The organism is Microbacterium sp. NPDC076911 (assembly GCF_040687125.1).
Taxonomy (GTDB): Bacteria; Actinomycetota; Actinomycetes; order Actinomycetales; family Microbacteriaceae; genus Microbacterium.
Map to the genome: position 1 here is coordinate 45,648 of NZ_JBFBMP010000007.1, position 16,370 is coordinate 62,017.

Annotated in this window: 17 protein-coding genes; 11 read left to right on the forward strand and 6 right to left on the reverse strand. The window is 64.0% G+C overall.

What is annotated here, in order from left to right; all coding sequences use genetic code 11:
* Positions 1-8 precede the first annotated feature (8 nt).
* The 3 genes from AB0O81_RS12185 to AB0O81_RS12195 all read left to right on the forward strand — a co-directional run bounded on the left by AB0O81_RS12185 (position 9) and on the right by AB0O81_RS12195 (position 3,215).
* Positions 9-1,226: a dihydrodipicolinate synthase family protein gene (locus AB0O81_RS12185; RefSeq protein WP_363584622.1), complete on the forward strand. Its 1,218-nt coding sequence runs from the start codon at positions 9-11 to the stop codon at positions 1,224-1,226.
* Positions 1,223-2,098, forward strand: coding sequence for a sugar phosphate isomerase/epimerase family protein (locus AB0O81_RS12190; protein WP_363584624.1), 876 nt, complete (start codon positions 1,223-1,225; stop codon positions 2,096-2,098). Before AB0O81_RS12185 ends, AB0O81_RS12190 begins: the two co-directional genes overlap by 4 nt.
* Before the next feature lie 82 nt (positions 2,099-2,180).
* Positions 2,181-3,215 carry a LacI family DNA-binding transcriptional regulator gene (locus AB0O81_RS12195; RefSeq protein WP_363584824.1) on the forward strand — a complete coding sequence of 345 codons (1,035 nt, stop codon included), beginning with the start codon at positions 2,181-2,183 and terminating at the stop codon, positions 3,213-3,215.
* Positions 3,216-3,315: 100 nt separating this feature from the next.
* Here the strand turns inward: AB0O81_RS12195 and AB0O81_RS12200 are convergent, their stop codons facing one another.
* Positions 3,316-4,482, reverse strand: coding sequence for a glycerate kinase (locus AB0O81_RS12200; protein ID WP_363584626.1), 1,167 nt, complete (start codon positions 4,480-4,482; stop codon positions 3,316-3,318).
* Between the two features lie 65 nt (positions 4,483-4,547).
* On the opposite strand from AB0O81_RS12200, the gene AB0O81_RS12205 reads away from it, so the two are divergent.
* Positions 4,548-5,249 (forward strand): ThuA domain-containing protein, encoded by a 702-nt coding sequence (locus AB0O81_RS12205; protein ID WP_363584628.1) that lies wholly within the window; start codon positions 4,548-4,550, stop codon positions 5,247-5,249.
* Here the strand turns inward: AB0O81_RS12205 and AB0O81_RS12210 are convergent.
* Positions 5,234-6,214 carry a LacI family DNA-binding transcriptional regulator gene (locus AB0O81_RS12210; protein ID WP_363584630.1) on the reverse strand — a complete coding sequence of 327 codons (981 nt, stop codon included), beginning with the start codon at positions 6,212-6,214 and terminating at the stop codon, positions 5,234-5,236. The genes AB0O81_RS12205 and AB0O81_RS12210 overlap by 16 nt on opposite strands.
* 83 nt (positions 6,215-6,297) lie before the next feature.
* Between AB0O81_RS12210 and galT the strand changes: the two genes are divergently transcribed.
* The 3 genes from galT to AB0O81_RS12225 all read left to right on the forward strand — a co-directional run bounded on the left by galT (position 6,298) and on the right by AB0O81_RS12225 (position 9,608).
* Complete coding sequence (gene galT, locus AB0O81_RS12215; protein WP_363584632.1) at positions 6,298-7,473, forward strand: galactose-1-phosphate uridylyltransferase; 1,176 nt, start codon at positions 6,298-6,300, stop codon at positions 7,471-7,473.
* Positions 7,473-8,660 carry a galactokinase gene (galK, locus tag AB0O81_RS12220; RefSeq protein ID WP_363584634.1) on the forward strand — a complete coding sequence of 396 codons (1,188 nt, stop codon included), beginning with the start codon at positions 7,473-7,475 and terminating at the stop codon, positions 8,658-8,660. Before galT ends, galK begins: the two co-directional genes overlap by 1 nt.
* 111 nt (positions 8,661-8,771) lie before the next feature.
* Positions 8,772-9,608, forward strand: coding sequence for an alpha/beta hydrolase (locus AB0O81_RS12225; protein WP_363584636.1), 837 nt, complete (start codon positions 8,772-8,774; stop codon positions 9,606-9,608).
* Positions 9,609-9,670: 62 nt separating this feature from the next.
* On the opposite strand, the gene AB0O81_RS12230 is transcribed toward AB0O81_RS12225, so the two are convergent.
* From AB0O81_RS12230 to AB0O81_RS12245, 4 genes are all read right to left on the reverse strand, one after another.
* Positions 9,671-10,333, reverse strand: coding sequence for an arsenate reductase ArsC (locus tag AB0O81_RS12230; RefSeq protein ID WP_363584638.1), 663 nt, complete (start codon positions 10,331-10,333; stop codon positions 9,671-9,673).
* A complete protein-coding gene (locus tag AB0O81_RS12235) occupies positions 10,330-10,746 on the reverse strand; it encodes an arsenate reductase ArsC (RefSeq protein WP_363584640.1) in 417 nt (138 codons plus the stop codon). Before AB0O81_RS12235 ends, AB0O81_RS12230 begins: the two co-directional genes overlap by 4 nt.
* A gap of 62 nt (positions 10,747-10,808) precedes the next feature.
* Positions 10,809-11,681 carry a metalloregulator ArsR/SmtB family transcription factor gene (locus tag AB0O81_RS12240; protein WP_363584642.1) on the reverse strand — a complete coding sequence of 291 codons (873 nt, stop codon included), beginning with the start codon at positions 11,679-11,681 and terminating at the stop codon, positions 10,809-10,811.
* A gap of 32 nt (positions 11,682-11,713) precedes the next feature.
* Entirely contained in the window at positions 11,714-13,033 is a 1,320-nt protein-coding gene (locus AB0O81_RS12245; RefSeq protein WP_363584644.1) for an FAD-dependent oxidoreductase, read from the reverse strand.
* An 86-nt stretch (positions 13,034-13,119) separates the two neighbouring features.
* Here AB0O81_RS12245 and AB0O81_RS12250 point away from each other — a divergent pair, with 86 nt between their 5' ends.
* From AB0O81_RS12250 to AB0O81_RS12265, 4 genes are all read left to right on the forward strand, one after another.
* A complete protein-coding gene (locus AB0O81_RS12250; protein WP_363584646.1) occupies positions 13,120-13,470 on the forward strand; it encodes a metalloregulator ArsR/SmtB family transcription factor in 351 nt (116 codons plus the stop codon).
* 8 nt (positions 13,471-13,478) lie between these two features.
* Positions 13,479-14,165: an MIP/aquaporin family protein gene (locus AB0O81_RS12255; protein ID WP_363584826.1), complete on the forward strand. Its 687-nt coding sequence runs from the start codon at positions 13,479-13,481 to the stop codon at positions 14,163-14,165.
* Between the two features lie 94 nt (positions 14,166-14,259).
* Positions 14,260-15,261 carry an ROK family protein gene (locus AB0O81_RS12260; protein WP_363584648.1) on the forward strand — a complete coding sequence of 334 codons (1,002 nt, stop codon included), beginning with the start codon at positions 14,260-14,262 and terminating at the stop codon, positions 15,259-15,261.
* Between the two features lie 61 nt (positions 15,262-15,322).
* On the forward strand, positions 15,323-16,345 hold the full coding sequence (locus AB0O81_RS12265; protein ID WP_363584650.1) for a LacI family DNA-binding transcriptional regulator: 1,023 nt from the start codon (positions 15,323-15,325) through the stop codon (positions 16,343-16,345).
* Positions 16,346-16,370: the final 25 nt, after the last annotated feature.

Here is a 16,370-nt window from a genome sequence, read left to right on the forward strand (position 1 = left end):
CGCAATCCATGACTAGCCTCACCCTTCTCTCAGACGCTGGCGCCGTATCAACGGTCGCGCTCGCCGAAGCTCCCGACTACACCAAGCCCACCGGCCCGCTGCGCAGTCGCATTGCTTACGCAGCGGCGCACGTTGTTCCCAAGATCGCAGCCGATAACACCCCCGGCCAACCCGCCGATGTGGATTGGGACGCGACGCTTGCGTTCCGACGCCATGCATACGCGTGGGGACTCGGCGTAGCCGACGCGATGGATACAGCCCAGCGGAACATGGGATTGGATGCAGCGGCAACCCGCGAACTTATCTCACGTTCCGCACAGGTCGCGCGCGAGGAGGGGGGCTCGGTCGTGGTTGGTGTGAACACTGACCACATCGATGACGAGCACATCTCAATCGAACAGGTGATCGACGCATACAAGTCGCAATTGCACTTCACCGAAGAGCAGGGCGCCGGTCCGGTGCTCATGGCGTCTCGCCACCTTGCGCGTGCCGCGCAGTCCGCGGAGGACTACCGTCGCGTCTATCGCGAGGTTCTTCAGGCAGCCACAGTTCCGGTGGTGTTGCACTGGCTCGGCACCGCATTCGACCCGACGCTCGAAGGATACTTCGGCTCAGCTGATTGGCGCACCGCCGCCGACGTTCTGCTTGAGATCATCGCTGAGAACGTCGACAAGATCGCTGGCGTCAAGATGAGCTTGCTCGACGCGTCATCTGAGGTTTCGGTGCGTGAGCGCTTGCCCGACGGCGTGCGCATGTTCACCGGCGACGACTTCAACTATGTCGGACTCATCGGCGGAAAAGATGTTCCCGACGCGTCTCAGCCGCCGCGTGACGCCGCCTCGCCTCGACAGCACTCCGACGCGCTTCTGGGCGCTTTCGCGGCTCTGACCACGTCGGCGTCGGCAGCAATTCAAGCGCTGGACGCCGGCGATTCCGCGCGATACCTCGAGATTCTCGGCCCAACCGAACAACTCAGCCGCCAGATTTTTGCCGCGCCGACGTTCTACTACAAGACTGGCGTGGCATTCATGGCGTGGCTTAACGGCCACCAGCCGGCGTTTCAGATGATCGGCGGCTTGCACTCAGCGCGTGCTCTGCCGCACCTGTCGCGGATCATCGAGCTTGCCAATGCCTCGCACTCTCTTGAGCGACCTGAGCTGGCCTCTATTCGCTGGCACGGCATGTTGCGCATCAACGGAATCGACGTGTCAGGAGTGTTGTCGTGATCGACCCGCGTCTGTCAATCAACCAAGCCACGATCAAGTACGCCGATCTGAAGACCGCGCTGCACGTGACCGTAGAAGCGGGGGTCGAAGCGATCGGACTGTGGCGCGAGCCGGTGCAAGAAGTCGGCCTCGCTGCGGCCGCATCGATGCTCACAGACTCGGGGCTTCGCTTCACGACCCACTGCCGCTCGGGATTTTTCACCATGCCCGAGGGCCCACAGCGCCGCGCATCGATCGCTGACAACCTCGTCGCGATCGAAGAGGCCGCGACGCTGGCAGAGGCGGGTGCAGACGGCTCTACCGCGATCCTCGTGCTCGTCGCTGGGGGGTTGCCCGAGGGTTCGCGCGACCTCGTCGGTGCCCGCGAGCGTGTTCGCGATGCGATTGGTGAACTCGCCCCGCATGCAGCAGCGGCCGGAGTGACGCTGGCTATCGAGCCGCTGCATCCCATGTTCGCCAGCGACCGGTGCGTCGTGTCGACATTGGGCCAGGCACTCGACATCGCAAGCGACTTCGACCCAGCTGTCGTCGGGACAACCGTGGATACCTTCCACATCTTCTGGGACCCTGATGTGCTCGACTCGATCGCCCGCGCCGGTCGTGAAGGACGCATCGCGACTTACCAGGTCTGTGACTGGAAGACTCCGCTGCCCGCCGATGTGCTCCTCAGTCGTCACTATCCCGGAGACGGTGTGATCGACTTCGAGTCGATCACACGAGCGGTCGTCGCCACCGGCTATAGCCGCGATATCGAAGTCGAGATCTTCAACAAGGAGATTTGGGACACCGATCCGCTCATCGCAGTGGAGCGCACCGCCGCTGCGTTCGCTGCAGCGGTGTCGCCATATCTGGCAACCCACTCCGCAGAATAGTTGCGGGACCGAAGTAGGAAAACGCTTGCTATCCACACGGCGGAGCCGAGCGCGAGCGCCTAGACTCAGCCGTGTGAGCGACATGAACCCGCTGGCGCGCAGCGCTGCGACCCTGAACGATGTGGCTCGCGAGGCCGGTGTGTCGCTGGCCACGGCATCGCGGGTGCTCAACGGGTCTGCCCGCAAGGTCGCCGAAAGCTACCGCGAGCGAGTCGAATCCGCAGCCGCGAAGCTGGGCTACACCGCCAATCTCTCTGCGCAGGCCACGGCGCGTGGCACGGCCGCGATCGTCGCACTGCTGGTGGCCGACATCGCCGACCCTTACTTCGGTCAGATCGCCTCCGGCGTCGCGCGTGGCGCTGACGAGGTAGGACTCGTGGTCACGATTGCGATCACTGAGCGAGACGCCCAGCGAGAGATGAAACTCGTTCGCGCTCTTCGCGGGCAACGTCCGCGCGGCCTCATCCTCGCCGCGTCCCGCACCGACCAGACCGATGCTGCTGGATTGAACGCTGAGCTTGATTCCTTCACAGCGGGTGGCGGGCGAGTCGTGACCCTCGGCCGCTCCTCAGCAGACGTGCGCTCCGTGCCGCTCGACAACCGCGCCGGTACCTCATCGCTCGGTCTCGCGCTCGCAGAACGCGGATACCGTGAGGCAATCATCATCGGTGCCGCTGAAGGTATTCGAACCTCCGATGACCGCATCACCGGCTTCACCGAGGGCTTCACTGCGAACGGTCTCGGCACGATCCGCACGATTGTCCGCGGTGGTTTCACACGCGATGCCGGCTACACCGCCGCGGCCGAGCTGCTCGCCGACGGTGTCGCCGAAGGCACACTGGTCTTCGGCATCAGCGACGTCGTCGCGATCGGGGTGATGTCAGCCATCCGTGACGCCGGGCGTTCTGTCGGCACTGATATTGCCGTCGCCGGTTTCGACGACATTGCCACTGGACGAGACATCCGGCCAGGGCTCACGACCGTTCGTGTGCCTCTGGAGGAACTGGGCTATCGCCTGTTGCACGCAGTGGTCGATGACGAGTGGGATGCTTCAACCGCACCGCTCGAGCTTGAAGTGATCGTGCGCGGCAGCACTCCCGAACGCGCCACACGCTAACACGCGCCGCCCGGTCGCCAAGCACACTGGTCTCGACTTCTCTCGCGGTGTCTTCGGCGGAAAGCTCCGGGCCAGCTCCTTCGCCGGGTCGAGTCCTCAGCTACGCGAGTGCGCGCGCGAGCGCGGCGCCCGCTTCAACGAGCCAATGCGTTGAGTCGCTCATGGCTGCCTCAGCCGAACCGGCGAGCTCCGTAAGCGAGACCGAGGCGGCGAACGCTGAGGTGTCGGCATCGGCGGTGATGCGGCCAGCAACTAGTGCAACCGGCACCGACTCGGCGGCGGCAATTGCCGATACGTGAGCGGGAACCTTGCCCGCAGCCGACTGACCGTCAAACGACCCTTCGCCCGTGATGACAGCAGTCGACGAGGCGACTGCCTCACGCAGCCCAAGGAGCTCAGCGACCGCGTCAGAGCCGGGGGCGAGGCGCGCACCCCACAGCAGAAGAGCAAAACCAGTGCCGCCCGCCGCGCCCGCACCGGACAGTGCGGCAAGCTCTACGCCGCCATTCGGCTGACGAGCATCACTGCCGCTGACCACCGGGTCAATGATCGCGGCGAATCGCGCAAGCGACCCATCCAACTCAGCGATCTCGGCAACGCTCGCGCCCTTCTGCGGACCAAACACGGCCGCGGCGCCACGAACGCCGAGGAGCGGATTGGTGACATCGGTCAGCACGTGCACTCCGCCGGGCGGCAGAGCAGCCATTCCGGTGAGATCCACCTCCGCGACGTCAGCAAGCCCGCGCCCACCATCGACGATGTCTTCACCGTCAGCATCCAACAGTCGCGCGCCGAGCGCCGCGAGCATGCCCGCCCCGCCGTCGGTCGACGCACTCGAACCGATGCCTAAGACCAGCCGCGAGACGCCATGGGCAAGTGCTGCCGCAATCGCCTCGCCAAACCCGCGCGTATGAGCGTCGAGTGCGCGCAATCTGGGGGGTGTGCCCAACAGCTCAATTCCGCTCGTCGACGCGAGTTCGACCACTCCCGTTCCCTGCGGGGCGTCGGCTGATGGCGGGAGCAGCAGCCATGAGGTGAGCACTGCCGTGTTTTCAGGGCCGATCACCGATACCGGAATTCGGCGTGCTCCGGCCACCGCAGCCTCGAACGCATCCACGGTGCCTTCGCCGCCATCTGCCATCGGCATGAGGTGCACAACGTCGTGAGGTGCGACTGCGCGCCATCCACGAGCAATCGCGGCTGCGGCGTCGGCGGCAGCGATTGTGCCCTTGAACGAGTCGGGAGCGATCACAACGGTGTGTGCCATACAGACATCCTCCTCGAGTTGCCGCGGGTACGCAGGAAAGCGTTATCCAGTGCACAATGGTAGCGATGGATGCTGACAGAGAAAACCCGCCCCTCGCCGTGATCGCCACCGGAAGCGGTCGCTACAGCGACCCGTGGCATCCTTTCGACGAAACATCGGCAGCATTAGCCAGCATCTTGGAGGCCGACGGCTGGCAGATCACGGCAGTTACCGACCCTGATCACGCGCTCGCCGAACTGAGGAACGCGAACCTTTTGGTTGTCAACGCTGGCGACCCGTCCCGCAACGTTCCCGAGAGCCTTGCCCGGGTTCCTGCCGCGACGATCGAGGCTGCTGACACAGGCCTGACTGAAGCGATCCGACGAGGCATCGGTGTTCTGGCAGTCCACACCTCAGTCTCTTCGCTTCGCGACTATCCCGCCTGGCTCGATGCAATCGGCGGCTCATGGGAGCCAGGAGTGTCGTGGCATCCGCCGATCGCCCACTCGGCCGTGCGCGTCATCGATACCGGCCATCCGATCACGGCCGGTGTCGAGGATTTCACTCTTCACGACGAGATGTATTCGGGGCTCGTGCTCACCAGCGAGGTTCAGGTGCTGGCCGAGCACTCTCTTGACGGCGTTGCCCATCCGCTCGTGTGGACGAAAGAAAACCCGACCCGCGCGGTGGTCTCGGCACTCGGCCATGATGCGGGCGCATACGAATCGCCCGAACTGCGGGCTCTGATCGCACGCGCCGCCCGCTGGGCCGCTCACCGCGCGTCGTAGTCCACGACACGGGTGCTCTGCCGAACGACCAGCGTCGTGGCCACCCGCTCGTCGTGATCGGACTCACCGCCGTCGATAGCGTGCACCAACATCGCCACGGCTCGCTCGCCGAGAACATCGAAATCCTGTCGCACGGTCGTCAGTGGCGGGCGATACTGGGCGGCATCGTCGACATCATCAAACCCCACGACAGCGACTTCGTCAGGCACCCTTCGCCCCGCTTCAGCGAGCGCACGCAGAACGCCCAAAGCCATCTGGTCGTTGGCGCAGAACGCCGCAGTCGCGCCCGACTCAGCCAACTGCACGCCAGCCGCAGCGCCCGACGCCGCCGACCAATCACCCCGCAACACCTGAGGAACCCGCGCGCCGGCCGACGCGAGCGTCTCACGCCACGCGTTCTCGCGCTGTTCGGCCGCAAACGAACCGCGAGGGCCCGCGACGTGCCACACCGTCTCATAGCCAAGCTGAAGAAGATGCTCGACGGCAGATCGTGCTCCGCCGGCATGATCGGTCTGCACACTCACGAAACGGTCATCGGGCAGAGAGTCGACCACGACCAGACGCAGTCCTAAGGGAATTCGCGCACCACGCGCCGCCGCGGTTGCCTCGTTCAAGACGATGGCCCCATCGACCCCCTGCTCGACAAGGCGCTCAAACGCCAACGAAATGTCGTCGCTGTACCCAAGCGTGACCACGGTAAGAGCAAACCCTCGTGATGCCGCAGCGTCGGCAACCGCCTGCAGCATTCGCGAGTTTCCGACCGTCGCCAGCGTCGACACGACAAGCCCAATGGTGTGGGTGCGCCCGGTGCGCAACGCGCGTGCCGCGCGGTGCGGTCGGTAGCCCAACGTTGCCATGGCTTGTTCGACCCGAGCGCGCGTCGCAGGATCAACCCGTGGACTGTTGTTGACCACTCGCGAGACTGTCTGGCCAGAAACGCCAGCGTGCTGTGCAACATCAGCCATTGAGACTCGCTTCTGCACCCGCATCCTCCGCTTCGCACTCTCGTCATGTTGACGTTACCATGCGCGCTAGCTAGCATGTTGACGTGAACACACCCACGTTGCCCACCGAAACCCTGGGCGCTGGCGTTGTCAAACGCCCCACGCTGCTCGCTGACGGTCGCGACCTGATCTACTACGACGACCCACACACGAGCCTTGGCATGGAACGCGGCATCGACGCGCGTGATCTTGATCCACGACCCGCGACAGCAACGATGCGTCGGGATGTGTTGACCGGTGACTGGATCTCAGTGGCAGCGTCACGTCAGAATCGCGCGTTCATGCCCCCGGCCGAGTTCGACCCGCTCGCTCCGCAGACCGCAACCAACCCCTCAGAGATTCCCTCGACATACGACGTCGCTGTCTTCGAGAACAAGTCCCCCTCATTCGGCCCTGCGCTGGCCACGCCGCACGGCCATGCTGCACCAGGTGAAAACGCACCGCGGAGTCTCGCAGACTTGGATGCTCCCGGGCTCGGCCGCACCCGCACCTCGGTTGGCCGTTGCGAGGTGGTCTGCTTCAGCCCCGAGCATGAAGGATCGTTCGGCACGCTAAGCGTCACACGTGCGCGCACTGTCATCGAAGCGTGGGCCGATCGCACCGCCGCCCTGTCTGCACTGCCGGGCGTGCAGCAGGTCTTTCCGTTTGAGAATCGTGGTGAGACCATCGGCGTGACCCTCCCGCACCCGCACGGCCAGATCTATGCGTACCCCTACATCACACCGCGCACGGCGAACCTGCTGCGTCAACTCGACACCGAAGGCGATGACCTCTTCTCGCGCATTCTGCACTTCGAGCAGAGCTCCGAACGCGTCATCATCGCGGGCGAACACTGGACGGCGTTCGTTCCCTTTGCCGCGCGGTGGCCGCTCGAAGTGCACCTGCTGCCAAACCGTCACGTCGCCGACCTCGCCGAAACAAGCGACGCCGAACGCACGGAGCTGGCGCCGCTGTATCTGCGGCTACTGCGCGGCATCGACGCGCTCTACGACACCCCCACTCCGTATATCGCCGCGTGGCATCAAGCTCCCGTAAACCGTGGACGCGACTCGGTGCGTATGCACCTGCAGCTGACATCACCGCGCCGAGCAGCTGACAAACTCAAATTCCTCGCCGGAAGCGAAGCGGCGATGGGCGCCTGGATTGGCGACGTTGCACCCGAGGCAGCTGCCGCAAAGCTGCGAGACGCCGTCGCATCGATTCCCGAGGTACACCCGTGATGCCTGAAACCAACACGGCAGCAGCAGCTCAGACGCTGCTCAAGACGCTCACCGGCATCGAGGCCGCACCTACGTGGTCTGCGCCCGGCCGGGTGAACCTCATCGGCGAGCACACCGACTACAACGACGGTTTCGTTCTTCCGTTCGCCATTCAGCACCGCACTCATGCCGCCGTCGCCACGCGCAACGACGGGTTGATCCGCGTCGCATCCACCTTCGATGAGAGACCGGTCGAGGTCGCACTGACCCAGCTCAACGAGCTTTTTCGCCACCGGCGCGAAGAGATCGCCGAGTGGGCCCGCTACCCGCTCGGTGTCGCGTGGACGCTACTGAAAGCAGCCGGCGTTGATGCCTCCACCGTCACCGGAGTCGATCTCGCGTTCAGCTCAAATGTTCCCGTGGGCGCCGGACTCTCGTCATCCGCGGCCATCGAAGGTGCCACCGCATCGGCGCTCGCTGAAACCTGGGGTATCAACCTCGACCGCGTCGCATTGGCACAGGTGGGCCGCGCGGCCGAGAACGACGCCGTCGGCGCGCCCACCGGCATCATGGATCAGATGGCAACGATGCTTGGCCGCACCGACGCTGCGATCTTTCTCGATTGCCGCACCCTTGATGCCGCGGTCGTCGACTTGGGATTTGCTGGTGCTGGCCTTGAGCTGCTCGTCATCGATACGGGCGTCAAACACTCGCACGCTACCGGCGGTTACGGTGAACGCCGCACATCGTGCGAACGGGGAGCAGCCGTCATGGGGGTTGCCGCCTTGCGAGATCTGACAGTCAGCGACCTTCCGCGCGCCAAAACTTTGATGGACGACATAACCTTCCGTCGTGTTCGCCACGTGGTCACCGAAAATCAACGTGTGCTCGACACCGTGCGGGCGCTGCGCGAGGTCGGGCCAGACGCCATCGGCGAACTGCTGGTCGCCTCGCATGTGTCAATGCGTGATGACTTTGAAATCTCAGTTCCAGAGCTTGATCGCGCGGTTGATGCTGCTCTCGCCGCCGGCGCGATCGGCGCGCGGATGACCGGCGGCGGATTCGGCGGGGCGGCAATCGCGCTCGTCGCTCGCGCCGACGTCGAAACAATCAGCTCCGCGGTCACCGATGCGTTTGCTGAGGCAGGCTTTGCCGCACCCACGACGTTCACCGTCTCACCTTCAGCGGGCGCGAACAAAAACCCGTGAACAGTCGCTGAACACAGACCGCGAATGTTCGCAAATCTCTGGCGAGGATGGATGCTGCGCCCTAACGTCGAGCTAGGCAGCAGCATCCCACCCCTGCCATAAGGAGCGAACATGGCGTACCTCACTGTCGCGACCGAAAACTCGGTCGATGTCGAGATCTATTACACCGACCAGGGCGAAGGTCAGCCGGTCGTGCTGATTCATGGCTTTCCGCTCAACGGCGAATCGTGGGCCAAACAGCAAGCGATGCTTCTTGACGCTGGCTATCGAGTCATTGCATACGACCGTCGAGGCTTCGGCGCGTCAACCAAGACGGCAGCGGGTTCCGACTACGACACGTTCGCCGCCGATCTGCACGCCCTCATCGAAGATCTCGACCTCAACGATGCCGTGCTCGTCGGGTTCTCGATGGGCACCGGCGAAGTGGCGCGCTATCTCTCGCGTTACGGCAGTTCACGCGTCGCCAAGGCGGCCTTTCTCGGCTCGCTCGAGCCGTTTCTGCTGAAGACCGAAGCCAATCCAGACGGAGCCGGACCACGCGAATTCTTCGATGGCATCGCGACCACCGTGCGCGAAGACCGCTTTGCCTTCGTGCGAGGGTTCTTCAAGGACTTCTACAACCTTGATGACAATCTCGGCTCGCGAATCTCTCAAGAGGCCGTCGACGCGAGCGTGCAGGTCGCCAATCAGGCAGGAAATGCGGCGATCGCCGCCGCGCCGCTCACCTGGCCGACCGACTTTCGTGACGACATTCCTTCGATCAACGTGCCGTCACTGATCCTTCACGGTACAGCCGACAACATTCTGCCGATTGACGCCACTGCGCGACGATTCAAGCAGCTGCTACCGCAGGCGACTTATGTCGAGCTCGAGGGCGCACCACACGGGCTGCTGTGGACACACGGTGCTGAAGTGAACGAGCACCTTCTTGCGTTCCTAAAGGCCTGACCCACGCGCAAGAACGGCCCGGGCTATCACGCACCGGGCCGTTCTTCGGTATTGGTCAGGGGTCAGACGGCAGGCGTTGCCGCGATCTCACCCAGCAGAGATGTGACGTGCTCGATGATCGAGTCGCGCACCCCACGAACTCCATCGAGGTCTAGCTCAGCGGGGTCTGCAAGCTGCCAGTCTTCGTAGCGCTTGCCTGGATAGATCGGGCACGCGTCGCCACAACCCATCGTGACCACAACGTCTGCGGCCTGCACCACATCATCGGTCAGCGGCTTCGGATACGCGTCTTCGAGCGGAATCCCCGCTTCGGCGAGCGCAGTGACAACGTCAGGGTTGAGCTGGTGCGCGGGCAGTGAGCCGGCAGAGCGCACGTGCACGCGCCCGTTCGACAGGTGTGCCGTGATGGCGGCTGCCATCTGGGAGCGACCGGCGTTCTGCTCACAGATGTAAAGAACTTCGGGCAGGTCGTGCGGTGCGACACCGGCGACTTGAGCCAGAGCGGTCAGCCGCTCCCCCACGAAATGCTTGGTCTGAATCGCCAAGTGCGCCTTGACTTTCGAGGTGCGAAGCAGCGCCGTGTACGAATCGAGCACGTAGCGCTGAACCGTTTCGGCACTGAACGTACCGGCGTACTTCTCGCCCAACTCGACCGCGAGGCGGCCCAGAAACGCTTCCGGGTACGTCAGACCGGGCAATCCGCGACCGTTGGTCGGGATCGTCATGACACTGCCGGTTCCGGAAGGATCTCGGCGAGCAGAGCGCTGATGCGAGCCTTGATATCGTCACGCACGCGGCGAACGGTCTCGATGTCTTTGCCGGCGGGGTCTTCGAGCTCCCAGTCTTCATAGCGCTTGCCCGGAAAGATCGGGCAGGTGTCGCCGCAGCCCATGGTGATGACCACGTCTGATTCCTGCACAGCTTCCACCGTGAGGATCTTCGGCGTGTTGTTGGCGATGTCGATGCCCTCTTCAGCCATCGCTTCGATGGCGATCGGGTTGATCTGGTCTTTGGGTGCCGAGCCCGCCGAGAGCACCTCGACGCGACCGCCAGAGAGCGATTGCATGTAGCCGGCAGCCATCTGCGAGCGCCCGGCGTTGTGGACACAAACGAAGAGAACGGTGGGTGATTCAGTCATGATTAAAGCATAGACGACGATCTATGCTTTTGTGAACGGATGCTGATTGCTTCACCGACTGTTCATGTCAACGTCGCGAGCAGGCCGCGCACCCGCGCGTCAATGTCATCACGAATAACGCGCACCGCCGGCAGGGGAAGCCCCGCAGGGTCGTCAATCGGCCAGTCGAGATACACCTTGCTGGGATAGACCGGACAGGCGTCCCCGCACCCCATGGTCACCACAACGTCTGCCGCTCGAACCACCTCGTCAGTGAGCGGCTTCGGAAACTCGCCGCCGAGCGGAACACCGATCTCATCGAGAGCCGTCACCACAACGCCGCGCACGGCATCCGCGGGCGCCGAACCTGCCGTTCGGACGCGAATACGATCGCCAGCGAGATGGCGCAGAATCGCAGCAGCAAGCTGTGAACGCCCGGCATTCTGTACGCAGACGAACAGCACCTCAGGGCGAGCATCGTCGACCATTCCCTCATGCGCGAGAGCAGTCAGCCGGTCGGCTGCGAACCCCGCCACCTTCGACGAGCGCTGCCGGCTGACACCTTGCGCCTGCAGAAGCGCGTCGGTCTCCACCACGTAGCGTTCGACGGTGTCACGGTTGAAAGTGCCCGAGAACCGGGCGCCAAGATCATCGATGATGCGATCGAGCGTGTCGGTCGCGCCCGCCGAATCTGACGTTGGAAGCAACGCCGCAACCAGGTCAACGTGACCGTCGGGCACCGAGTACCAAACCCGTCGCCCTTCGGGTAGTCGCGCTAGCAGTCCAGCGTCGTGCAGCACGCGCACATGATGCGACAAAGTCGGCTGCGTCAGGCCGAGTGCACCAGCCAGTGCGGTCACGGTCGAACGGGACTGGTCGCTCGAGAGCACCAACTGAAGAATCCGAGCACGCGTCGGGTCTGCCAGCAGCCGCAGTTCGTCGATCCCAGCATCCATAGATGAGAGTCTATGCGATTCTCACGCGAGACTCAGGAGCAGCATCCCCCGCCAGCGGAGCCACCGTCCGTTGAGCACACACCAGTCGCCGGCAACGACAGCTCAACCTTCGTGGCTGATGCCGTGTCGCCATCGATCCATGCGGCGATCGAGCGCACCTGCTCGTAGCCGGTGGCGAGCAGGAAGGTCGGAGCACGGCCGTAGCTCTTCATCCCCGCGATGAAGAAACCGTCTTCGGGTTGGCGAAGCTCTGCAAATCCGTGAGGCTCGACCGTTCCACAGCTGTGCTCGTTCGGGTCGATCAGCGGAGCCAGACGCTTGGGCGCCTCCACAATGTCGTCGAGTTCGAGGCGAATCTCGCGCAGCATGTCGAGGTTGGGCCGGAAGCCAGTCGCATTGACGACGACATCCGCCTCAATGTCAGCGAGCTCTCCGCCGCGGTTTCCGACAATGCGCACCGACTCGCCTTCACGCATGAGCCGTACGATTTCGAACCGATCGACGACGTCGATCACGCCACGCTCAACGAGCGTGTCTACACGACCGCCAATCTTCGCGCGTGCCGCGAGCTCATCGTCAGGTGATGTTGACACGCGCGCGGCGCCGCGGTTTCGAATTGCCCAGGTGACACGCGTGCCGGGCACCTTCTCAGCGAGCGCCGCGAGATTGATGAGGGTGTTTGCGGCAGAGTGCCCGGCGCCGACAACGACGGTGTGACGGCCCGCGAAACGTTGGCACTCAGCGCCGAGCACATCCGGGAGCGCGTGGGAAACGAGATCGGCGACCTCCGCGAGCCCGAGTGGATCGAGTCCGCTCGAACCCAGACTGTTCGGAGTGCGATAGGTGCCCGACGCATCGATGACTGCTCGCGCGGGCAGGTCGGTAATCTCGCCCTGCGCGTCGCGTATGCGCAACACGAACGGGGTAGCAGCGCGGCCCCGGGTGCGAGTGCGATCCATGCCCTCGCGGCTCACCGCGAGCACCTCGACCCCGGTGCGCACGTTGTCGTGGATCACCGGCAGCGCGGCGAGAGGCATCAGATACTTTTCAACAAGTTCGGCGCCATTGGGTAGCGCCTCCTCGGCGGGGTGTGACCACCCTGTCGCCTGCAACAGGCGAGCAGAAGCGGGGTCAACGAGGTGACGCCACGGCGAGAACAATCGAATGTGCCCCCACTTGCGCACGCTGTCGGCGACACTGTCACCCGCCTCAAAGACAGTGAATTCGATGCCGCGCTCGGCAAGGTTCGCGGCCGCGGCCAAACCGATGGGGCCGGCGCCGATGACCGCCACCGGAAGAGTGTCGATGCGGCGCTTCTGGGCGACCGGGCGACCAAGGTCAATGAGAGTCATGAAAAGTACGCTCCTATATCGAAGTTCATCGATATCTAGTTTCCTCCTGCACATCGATGATTGTCAATATTCGCTATCATCGATGAATGCACTCGCTTGAGCTCAAAGACGTGACTGCCACTGATGCCTGCCGAGCCCCGCTCGAGCGCGACGCGCTCAGCGCCGACGCCGCCGAGCGGCTCGCGCACAGGCTCAAAGCACTCGCCGACCCCACCCGCCTTCGCCTGTTGTCGATCGTGGGTGCTTCCCAGGGCGGCGAAGCATGCGTATGCGATCTCACCGATCCGGTCGGTCTCAGCCAGCCGACAGTGTCCCACCATCTGAAGGTTCTGGTGGATGCCGGCCTACTCAACCGCACAAAACGGGGCACCTGGGCGTATTACTCGCTCGTGCCCAATGCGCTGGCCGACGCTGCTGACAGCCTCCAGAACCTGTGAGCGACACAATGAACCTCACACGGCGCACCGTCGCGGAGTTTCTCGGCTCGGCGGGGCTTGCCGCCGTCGTGATCGGCTCCGGTATCGCCGCGCAGCGCCTCTCGCCCAGCGATGTCGGGCTACAGCTCTTCGAGAACGCCATCGCCACCGCGCTCGGCCTTCCGGCGCTGATCCTGATGTTCATGACCATCAGTGGATCGCATTTCAATCCAGTTGTCTCGATCGTCGACGTCGTCATTGGCGGGAGGCATTGGTCGGATGCAGCAGCCTATATACCCGCGCAGGTAGCGGGTTGTATCAGCGGGGCAATGCTCGCAAACACGATGTTCAGCGACCCCGCCATCAGCATCAGCACGACCGACCGCATCACTGCAGCGACATTCATCTCAGAGGTAGTCGCGACTGCAGGCCTCATCATGGTCATCTTCTTGCTGGCGCGCACGGATCGCCAAGCGATCATCCCTTGGGCTGTTGGCGCTTACATCGGCGCGGCATACTTCTTCACCAGCTCGACCAGCTTTGCCAACCCCGCGATCACGATCGGCCGCATCTTCAGCGATACCTTTGCGGGAATCGCCCCAGCGTCGGCCCCCTGGTACATCGGCGCGCAACTCGTCGGTGCAGCGGTGGGACTCGTCCTCGTGGCGTGGTTCACGCCTCGACCGGCCGAAATTCAGCAGGTAGCGACGGGCTGACCGCGCACCCGCTCCATTCTTTGCGCTGGTGAGCACGTGCCTGAGTCAGCGACCCGTGGACTCCGTTCCCATGGAAAGCGATTACCTTGGAAGGATGGTGCACGAAACTTCTTCTGCTGAGCCCGCAACCACCGTCTCGGTTGCTCTCGCCGTCGATATCGGAGGCACGAAAGTCGAGACCGCCTTGGTCGACGCACGCGGCCGCGTCGTTGTTTCAAGTCGCAAGCGTGCAAGCACTGGACGCGGCATCACCGTTGACGCTATGCGCGCCGCCCTGCACTCGACGATCACCGACACTCTTGCTGCATTGCCCGACGACGCGATTCTCGTCGGCGCAGGAATCGGCAGTGCCGGGCCGATCGACCGATCGGCGGGAACGACGGCACCACTAAACATGCCGCACCTCCAGGGCTTTGCCGTTCGCGAGCACGTCGCCTCGCTTTTGCCCGAAGGGACGAGAGTCGAGCTCGGCCTCGACGGGATGTGCATTGCCCTTGCGGAATGGCAGATCGGTGCCGGTCGCGGCGTGAACGACCTGATCTGCATGGTGGTCTCAACCGGTATCGGGGGTGGGGTCGTGTGCGGCGGCATCCCTGTCACCGGTGCAGACGGTAACGCCGGGCACATTGGCCAGCTTCGCGTGCGCGAGTGGGGGCGCGACGTAGCCAGTACTCGCCAGACGGGAACGCTGGAGTCAATTGCGTCCGGTCCGGCCAGCGTGGCCTGGGCTCGAGCACAGGGCTGGGAGGGCGCAAGCGGAGAAGATCTCTCTCGGGATGCTGCGGCAGGAGATGAGATCGCTCGCGCCGCCATCGTTCGCTCAGCACATGCAGTCGGCGAGGCGCTTGCGGGAGTCAGCGCGCTTACCTCCACCCGTTTGGTGATCATCGGCGGTGGTTTCTCGCACGTTTCGCTCGACTATCTCGACCTCGTTCAGTCCCGCGCGCGCGAGGTCGCAGTCCTGCCTTCCGCGCAACATCTGTCGGTGATCGCCCCACAGCTCGGCGACACCGCCCCCTTGGTTGGCGCCGCCCTGCTTGTTCTCGATACAACGCACGACGATATCCGCCGCCAAGGGTCGAGTCGGCACGACTAAGACAACTCTTCCAATTACGGTAGAGACAGCCCCTGCACACGGAAGGGAAAGCGTAAGAGCAATGGAGCACCGACCACCTCGCTTGAGTGATGTCGCGCGCAGAGCTGGCGTGTCGGTGGCCACAGCATCCCGAGCCCTGAACGGCAGCGAGAGATCGGTCAAAGAGGCCAATCGCGCAAAGGTGCTCGCCGCCGCACACGAACTCGGATACTCCGCGAACGTTGCGGCACAAGCGGTAGCCCGAGGGCGCCAACGCGGAGTGACACTGCTGTTGAAGCTCATGCCCGATGACTACGCGAACCCCATGGTGGCCGGCGTCGTAGAAGCTGCGCGACGAGAACGCCTTGCCCTCAACCTGATCGTCGCTGGCGCGGAGTCTGACGATCTCGTCAGGGAGGTGCATGCTGCACGTGGCCAACGCGCGCAGATTCTGATGACCATTGGCGGTCGGATGATGGGCGACCGCGGCATACCGGCACTTGTCGATGCGCTCAAGCGCTACGAAGCCGAGGGCGGGCGGGTAGTGATGATCACCCAAGCAGGGCTCCCCTTCGACACCGTCTCCTATGCGAACGTGCAGGGCGCACACGACCTGGCCATTGCAATGGTCGAGCTCGGGTACAAGAACTTCGCGATTCTGGCCGGCTACGCCGATGGCCTAACGCAACGCGATCGTACGAGCGGATTTCTGCGAGGGCTCGCCGAAGGCGGCATCACGGTGCCCGCCGATCGCATCATTACAGGGGACTTCAGCCGCTCAGCGGCATACGCCGCCACCGGCGATCTCGTCAGGCGCGGCATCCATATCGATGCGATCTTTGCCGTGAACGACGCCATGGCCCTGGGCGCGCTCAGCTTCTTGCGAGATGCCGGGATTCCGAGTTCGCAGATCGCCGTGGCCGGCTTCGATGACATCAAAGCGCTCAGGGATGTCACACCGGGTCTCACCACCGTGCACCTGCCGTGGGACGAGGTCGCTGCCGAAGCCCTGCGCCTCGCCACTACGGATCGCGCCGAAGAACCTCGGCTCAGTGTGATCAGCGGCCACGTGGTCGTGCGTGCGAGCACTCCCCGTCGCCCATGATCACAGCCGCCGCGACGCAGCCCCG

What these genes read in the sequence shown, in the direction of transcription:
- AB0O81_RS12185 (WP_363584622.1), top strand. Translation starts at nt 9, where the DNA reads ATGACTAGCCTCACCCTTCTCTCAGACGCTGGCGCCGTATCAACGGTC.
- AB0O81_RS12195 (WP_363584824.1), top strand. Translation starts at nt 2,181, where the DNA reads ATGAACCCGCTGGCGCGCAGCGCTGCGACCCTGAACGATGTGGCTCGC.
- AB0O81_RS12200 (WP_363584626.1), bottom strand. Translation starts at nt 4,482, where the DNA reads ATGGCACACACCGTTGTGATCGCTCCCGACTCGTTCAAGGGCACAATC.
- AB0O81_RS12205 (WP_363584628.1), top strand. Translation starts at nt 4,548, where the DNA reads ATGGATGCTGACAGAGAAAACCCGCCCCTCGCCGTGATCGCCACCGGA.
- AB0O81_RS12210 (WP_363584630.1), bottom strand. Translation starts at nt 6,214, where the DNA reads ATGGCTGATGTTGCACAGCACGCTGGCGTTTCTGGCCAGACAGTCTCG.
- galK (WP_363584634.1), top strand. Translation starts at nt 7,473, where the DNA reads ATGCCTGAAACCAACACGGCAGCAGCAGCTCAGACGCTGCTCAAGACG.
- AB0O81_RS12225 (WP_363584636.1), top strand. Translation starts at nt 8,772, where the DNA reads ATGGCGTACCTCACTGTCGCGACCGAAAACTCGGTCGATGTCGAGATC.
- AB0O81_RS12230 (WP_363584638.1), bottom strand. Translation starts at nt 10,333, where the DNA reads ATGACGATCCCGACCAACGGTCGCGGATTGCCCGGTCTGACGTACCCG.
- AB0O81_RS12235 (WP_363584640.1), bottom strand. Translation starts at nt 10,746, where the DNA reads ATGACTGAATCACCCACCGTTCTCTTCGTTTGTGTCCACAACGCCGGG.
- AB0O81_RS12240 (WP_363584642.1), bottom strand. Translation starts at nt 11,681, where the DNA reads ATGGATGCTGGGATCGACGAACTGCGGCTGCTGGCAGACCCGACGCGT.
- AB0O81_RS12245 (WP_363584644.1), bottom strand. Translation starts at nt 13,033, where the DNA reads ATGACTCTCATTGACCTTGGTCGCCCGGTCGCCCAGAAGCGCCGCATC.
- AB0O81_RS12250 (WP_363584646.1), top strand. Translation starts at nt 13,120, where the DNA reads ATGCACTCGCTTGAGCTCAAAGACGTGACTGCCACTGATGCCTGCCGA.
- AB0O81_RS12255 (WP_363584826.1), top strand. Translation starts at nt 13,479, where the DNA reads ATGAACCTCACACGGCGCACCGTCGCGGAGTTTCTCGGCTCGGCGGGG.
- AB0O81_RS12260 (WP_363584648.1), top strand. Translation starts at nt 14,260, where the DNA reads ATGGTGCACGAAACTTCTTCTGCTGAGCCCGCAACCACCGTCTCGGTT.
- AB0O81_RS12265 (WP_363584650.1), top strand. Translation starts at nt 15,323, where the DNA reads ATGGAGCACCGACCACCTCGCTTGAGTGATGTCGCGCGCAGAGCTGGC.